The organism is Coleofasciculus sp. H7-1 (genome assembly GCF_057473865.1).
Genome location: NZ_JBYCCT010000058.1, coordinates 1 through 5,797, shown reverse-complemented (window position 1 = coordinate 5,797; position 5,797 = coordinate 1). Strand labels below are relative to the sequence as shown.

The following is a 5,797-nucleotide window of genomic DNA, read 5'->3' as shown; positions in this document are numbered from 1 at the left end:
CGTCGTGCGTCAGGCAAACTGGAAAAGGCTTCCACAATGGCAAGCGTTCTCATAGCTCGATAAGAAAAATTCGTTGAGCTTTAGCTTACTGGATTTCACCCTCTCTGTCTAGAATGAAATAGCCCTGTACTCACCCCTCCAAGCCTACCTGCTTAACTATCTCCAAAGGTAGCTCTAGCGCCCCTGCAATTTGCTCATCGCTTAAGCCAAACTGCCGTAATTTAGCAATTGTTTCAAGCTTATTTTGATTTTTTGTGCGATTAAGTAGGTAGACATAATTAAACTCGCGCATCTGATGTAGGTTGGGTTGAGGAACGAAACCCAACATAGACGAGGGTTTGATGGGTAACGCTTAGTCGCTCTACCCATCCTACAAATAGTTATATCCATCTACTTAAGATTGAAAGTTTCAAACTGATTTTTCTCTGGAGTAGCAGTGGAGCGATCGGGACCAATATTAATATAACCAAGAATATTGTTATTACCAAAAGAAATATTTTGATTTCCTTGCCGTTCTAAAACAGATTTAAGATTACCTTTATCAACAGGTTCACCAAAGGCATCAGATAACATTTGCAAAAGCTCGTAACCCATTGGTCAAGTAGAAATCTCATTCTCAAGCAGGTACGAGGCGAACATCTTCAGCAGCTACCAGCGCGATCGCATATTGAAGACAGGCACGAATGTCCTCAACCTGTAAATCGGGATAGTAATCTCGAATGATTTCTTGAAAGGAAAGTTCTTCCTTGAGCAATTCAAGTACACTTTGCACGGTGATGCGTGTACCTGCTATGCAAGGTTTACCAAAGTGAATTTGAGTGTTAACCGAGATTCTGTCCATAAAGTCCCACAAAGTTGTACAGTATATTGATTGTAAGACATAGTTGATTGAAAGCGGTCTAATGCCGTTAAGCTGCAATGGTAAGGTAGGGTAGTTACGAGGTTGTCGGTGAGCGATAATTAATAGTATTTGTTTAATAGAAGTTTGGTAGGAATAATTGAGTTATAAAGGAACTGGCGATCGCTCCCTCTAAAAACATTACCTGTCAGCGAACAGGACGCAATTTGCTTTAGCTCTCGCCATGCGCGTCAGCGCTTTAGAGCAATACCGCTTCGCTACCGTCCACATCATCAACCTAATCGTTAAGTGACAGATACTCAAGCGCTTCTTTTACTATCAAAATATTTCGGCTAATCAAAATGACTGATTGCTAAATCAAGCTAGGAGATAGTGTCGAATAGGCGATCGCCCTCAGCCAAAAGATAACGTAAAAAGCCAGACCAGCCGCTAGGCGTTAGCATCAGCTGTTAGGCAATAGCCGTTAGACCGCAAAAAGAGAGAAGGCATTAAACTGAAAATATGTGGAAAAATAGTGTTTGGATAATGCCTGATTTTGTATGAATCAAACTGCTTTAACTTTAGCTGCCATTGATAACCAGCTTTCCAAGCGTCATATTCACCTCGATCCGGCTGGATATTTCATCATTTACCTGGATCGGGAAGCGGGGCTAATTTGTGCTAAACATTTCACAAATGTAATTAACGAACGTGGTTTAGCTGTCGATCCCGAAACTGGCAAACCCATCCCGGTGCGAGGCAAGGTAGAACGTACCCACACCGCTGTCTATACTGGCAGAACCGCTAAGGAACTTTGCGTCAAAATTTTTGAGCAAACTCAGTCCTCCCCAGTCACAATGCTGGATCATGCCGCTTATTTGGGGCGCGAATTTGTCAGGGCTGAGTTTGCTCTAATTAATGGGCAGGAGTACGTTCAAGACTAGCCTGAGAAGCCTTGATACCAAAAGTAAGTCACCATCGGAATGACAGTGGCAGCAAGCAGTAAGCCAACCACCCAGATAGTCGCGTTGCCAGTGTCGGTTTCTTCTGCTTTTTTAAACGTTCTTTCTACGTTAACCGTATCTTTGACTTCCGGCGGACCTGGGTCTGGCTCACCTGATAGTACGGCAATTAAGCGATCGCCTGCATCCGAGAAAGCTTGATTGTATTTGTCGCCTTCCCGCAATGGCACTTGCATGGTTTCCTCGGCGATGCTCTTGGCGATATCATCGCTCAAGACAGACTTTACCTTTTCACCCGTGCGAATGGCAGTGTTGTTTGTGACGCTATCAATCACCAGTAAAATTTGATTGGCTTGCGCTTCTGGTGTGGGAAACCATTTTTCAAACAACTGGTTGGTAAAACTTTCCACTGTTTCACCATAATCGAGGCGGCGGACGGTCACAAATCGCACTTGATTGCCTGTCTCGTTGGCTAATTTATCCAACTCGGTGTTAATTTGACCTTCGGTAAGGCGACTGAGGACTTCAGCTTTATCGAGAATCCAGTTGCGATCGCCTGCTGCTACATTGGGAATTTGATAAACGCCTGTAGCATTTACTGGCGCTGCTATCAGCTGAGTTGCCAGAACCATCAGCGCAATGGCTACTATCAGGCGCGTCTGGTATTTTATTCGAGGAAAGACTTGGGTGTGGAATTGTTTCATTGGATGAAATGACAAAAATGACTTTTTTCAAAAAATACTACACAAACTCCCCGAAAACTCACTTTCGGTGAAGTGAACGTGTTAGTTTTTAAAAATAGCCTTTTTCAGGCTATATCGAAAGTGAGCGCGATAGGTTAGCAAAATAATCAATAAAATCGCTCTGGATGGTGTCAGCTATGAGTTCACCAGAAATTTACAGGGGTTGGCTGATCGAAGCACGACCAGTATTCTGCGTTCAGGTTTGGAGTGCTGGTGGAGAATGTCTGATTCCCGTCCATAATGCCAAAACAGAGGCAGAGGCGCTGGAGTTGGCGAAGCGCTGGATCGATCTGCAAACAGCACCAGAAAATTCTCAGCCAAACCCGTTCGATCCGTTTTCCAATGAGATTGACTACGACGATGATATTCCGTTTTGAGCGATCGCATCCTTTGAGTAACCGCAGCGGTTTGGGATGATGCGATCGCTTCTTTTGTATCCTGCTTGTGTTTATCTTAGACAGAGTAGGTTGGTTGAGGCATGAAACCCCAACCTAAGTTGAATGGCACTGACGCAAAAAGCCTGGAAATAAATTTCACAGCCAGAAGCTAAAATAAGCTTTAGCTTACTGGTAAGCCGTTGAACCCGTTAAAACTCAGATATTGCACCAGTTGTAATAATCCGCCAGGGGTTCAAACCCCACAGCTTATAGCTCAAGTCCACGTTTCGTGGACTGGGGAAGAATTTCAGTCCATTTTAATGGACTTGATTGTGTTAGCCCGGAACTTGAGTTCCGGGCGGGATTGGCGGCTTGTTGAGAATGGTGCAAGATGTCAGTTAAAACGGGTTGCGAGCTTTTAGCCCAAACTTTAGTTTAGGGCTGAAGTTCGTCTCGCTCCTAGCAATGGAAAGATAGCGATCGCCTCTGGAGTGGCAAAACTCAGTTCGCTTCAGTAAAAGAAATGGAGACATCAACAGAGCGATCGCATTGTCTTAATTTCCATGTAAAAATTTTCATAAATCTTAAACTACCTACATCAAAAAAATGATCCAAAAGTTAACGTATTTTTGGCGATCTATTTGGGAACTCTAAAAATAGGCAAGTTATCGCTGAGAGAATCTGGAGAAATCATATGGATGCACAAGAACTAAAACAGCGCTATGAAGAAGGACAAAGGAATTTTAGTGGAGAAAATCTTATAGGGATAAACCTGGAAAGAGCAAATCTATCTGGGTCAAACTTTTCGGGAGCGCATCTATCAGCGGCAAACCTGAGTCGCGCAGTCCTAATCGGAACAAACTTCAGTGGAGCCTCCCTGCATCGAGCCGATCTGAGTTTTGCCAAAGTGAACGAAGCAAAATTCATAGAGACAGACTTAACAAAAGCCAACTTAAGAGGAGCTGTCCTCGTTAAGTCGGTGCTGCTAGGAGCAAAACTGAGTGGTGCAATCCTGACATCAGTAAATCTGCGTTTGTCAAACTTGTGCGGAGTCAACCTGTGTGGTGCAGACCTGCGGGGGATAAACTTGCGTTCGGCTAACCTGGTGGATGCCAATCTAAGTTGGGCAAACCTGAGTGGAGCCAGATTGAGCGGCGCATTGATGCGAGGAACGATACTCAACGGCGTACACCTGAGAGCAGCTTACTTAAATGGCGTCGATCTCAATGGCATAGACTTGGATGGAGTCAACCTCAGCGAGACCAAACTGAGTGGAGCTAATCTGAGTGGTGCCAACCTGACAGCCACAAATCTGTCTTCCGCCCAGATGCGTGTAACGATTCTATCTAGGGCAAATTTGCATGCATCTAATCTGACTCACGCTTCACTTACCAAAGCAGACTTATGTGAAGCGAACTTAAGTAAGGCAGATTTGAGTGAAGCCAATTTGAGTGAAGCTGACATGACAGGGGCAAACCTGAATATGGCAAACTTGCGTGAAGCCAACCTGAGTAAAGCAAGTTTGCGGGGAGCCTACTTGTGGGGAGCTAACTTAAATGTGACAGAAATGCGTGGAGCCGACTTGACTGGAGCTAGCCTGCGGGGAGCCTACCTGGAAGACTCTGATTGGCGAGAAGCAATCTTAACGGATGCAATCCTCCCTGATGGAACAATTCACGAATAGGCGGCGCTGGCTGGCATCCCTGGCGATACTTCTACCATTTCTATTTGTGAATGCTACAACATGAACTAAGAGGTAATTGGTCAGGACTCGCCGCACATCACCACATCTGGGGGCAACCACAGGGGGATTGCCCCTACAAAACGCTATATGTATAAGCTTTGCGTAAGTCCTGATCTGTAGGTGAAGTGAGCTTTTTCTTCACGGTGCCGCTGGTTTCACCTTGTGAAGTCTTCCATGTAACTTTGTCGCCTTTCTTCAATTGAGCGCTCAAAGTTCGACTCCTGCGTAATATTTCTTTATCTACTAACTGTCACATTCTGGGGGCTGATTTCCAGGGAGTAATCAGTCTGATTGCAGATTAGCAGCCCGAATGCCGCCACAAATATGCCTTTTGTAGGTGGTTGGTTGCCTATATGCGATCGCAGCTCTATACATTGGTTCGCGCTCAAATTTCCCCAGTAGCGATCGCGCCCAATTGCTTGATTTTAGTAGCATAATATTAAAAATTTTTCAAGTCGCACAATCGAGTGACACTCAACTGAGTTACCAAAAATAAGCGGCTGGCAAGGAACTTTCAGCAAAGGTTATATCTGTAAAGCAAAGGAATTTGGCTGGAAACCTGAAAATTAGTATTAGATGGGAGCAGTACCCTTTTGTTTTGTTATTGCCGATTTAAATTGCTGAAATTAATTACTATCCAATCTGCCACAATCTGCAATTTTAAATCGTCTAATTAGATACCATTTTTCTGGAATTACCTTTTTCCAAAAACATAACGAAATATTCATGAACATCCAAAATCTCTAATAAATGATTTTGCTGTGATTTGGGAACAAAGATTGTTTGCTAAAGCTACATTTTAGGATTTTGCAAATTTTATTTGGCAACGCCATTACTGATGAGCAGGGTAAATTCCAAATCGATTTTGAGGAATCCGAATTCCGCGACTCTTCCTAGATCGACAACCAGACCTCTTCTTTAAGATTTTTCAAAAAGCTCAGCTAATTAGAAGCACTGAAAATTCAATTTTGTGGAATCTGGAAGCAAGAAATACGGAAATTTCAATCGAGGTAGTCAAAACCAGTGCCACACACAACGGTAATCAACAAGGAGGAAACACAATGACTAGACACGGACAACTGTATCTAAGAGACCAAGTTCCACCTCGCTCCACTGCTTACGATCAAGGAAAG

General features: G+C 43.9%; 9 protein-coding genes. 3 read left to right on the top strand and 6 right to left on the bottom strand.

Annotated elements, in window-relative coordinates; genetic code table 11:
- Positions 1-130: 130 nt before the first annotated feature.
- The 3 genes from AC2VDX_RS15030 to AC2VDX_RS15020 all read right to left on the bottom strand — a co-directional run bounded on the left by AC2VDX_RS15030 (position 131) and on the right by AC2VDX_RS15020 (position 841).
- Entirely contained in the window at positions 131-328 is a 198-nt protein-coding gene (locus AC2VDX_RS15030; RefSeq protein ID WP_378181054.1) for a hypothetical protein, read from the bottom strand.
- Positions 329-390: 62 nt separating this feature from the next.
- Positions 391-594 (bottom strand): helix-turn-helix domain-containing protein, encoded by a 204-nt coding sequence (locus AC2VDX_RS15025; RefSeq protein WP_378181057.1) that lies wholly within the window; start codon positions 592-594, stop codon positions 391-393.
- A 22-nt stretch (positions 595-616) separates the two neighbouring features.
- Positions 617-841 (bottom strand): DUF433 domain-containing protein, encoded by a 225-nt coding sequence (locus tag AC2VDX_RS15020; protein ID WP_378181060.1) that lies wholly within the window; start codon positions 839-841, stop codon positions 617-619.
- Between the two features lie 557 nt (positions 842-1,398).
- Between AC2VDX_RS15020 and AC2VDX_RS15015 the strand changes: the two genes are divergently transcribed.
- Positions 1,399-1,782 (top strand): DUF4346 domain-containing protein, encoded by a 384-nt coding sequence (locus AC2VDX_RS15015; protein ID WP_378181063.1) that lies wholly within the window; start codon positions 1,399-1,401, stop codon positions 1,780-1,782.
- Here AC2VDX_RS15015 and psb32 read toward each other — a convergent pair.
- Positions 1,779-2,504 (bottom strand): photosystem II repair protein Psb32, encoded by a 726-nt coding sequence (gene psb32, locus AC2VDX_RS15010; protein WP_378181067.1) that lies wholly within the window; start codon positions 2,502-2,504, stop codon positions 1,779-1,781. The two genes, AC2VDX_RS15015 and psb32, sit on opposite strands and share 4 nt — an antisense overlap.
- Positions 2,505-2,680: 176 nt before the next feature.
- On the opposite strand from psb32, the gene AC2VDX_RS15005 reads away from it, so the two are divergent.
- Positions 2,681-2,920 (top strand): hypothetical protein, encoded by a 240-nt coding sequence (locus AC2VDX_RS15005; RefSeq protein ID WP_378181070.1) that lies wholly within the window; start codon positions 2,681-2,683, stop codon positions 2,918-2,920.
- 694 nt (positions 2,921-3,614) lie between these two features.
- Positions 3,615-4,604: a pentapeptide repeat-containing protein gene (locus AC2VDX_RS15000; protein ID WP_378181072.1), complete on the top strand. Its 990-nt coding sequence runs from the start codon at positions 3,615-3,617 to the stop codon at positions 4,602-4,604.
- Positions 4,605-4,737: 133 nt separating this feature from the next.
- On the opposite strand, the gene AC2VDX_RS14995 is transcribed toward AC2VDX_RS15000, so the two are convergent.
- Both AC2VDX_RS14995 and AC2VDX_RS14990 read right to left on the bottom strand, forming a co-directional pair.
- The gene (locus AC2VDX_RS14995) at positions 4,738-4,863 is read right to left on the bottom strand and encodes a hypervirulence associated TUDOR domain-containing protein (protein ID WP_486928190.1); all 126 of its coding nucleotides are present in this window, start codon (positions 4,861-4,863) and stop codon (positions 4,738-4,740) included.
- 83 nt (positions 4,864-4,946) lie between these two features.
- A complete protein-coding gene (locus AC2VDX_RS14990) occupies positions 4,947-5,099 on the bottom strand; it encodes a hypothetical protein (protein WP_378181078.1) in 153 nt (50 codons plus the stop codon).
- Positions 5,100-5,797 lie beyond the last annotated feature (698 nt).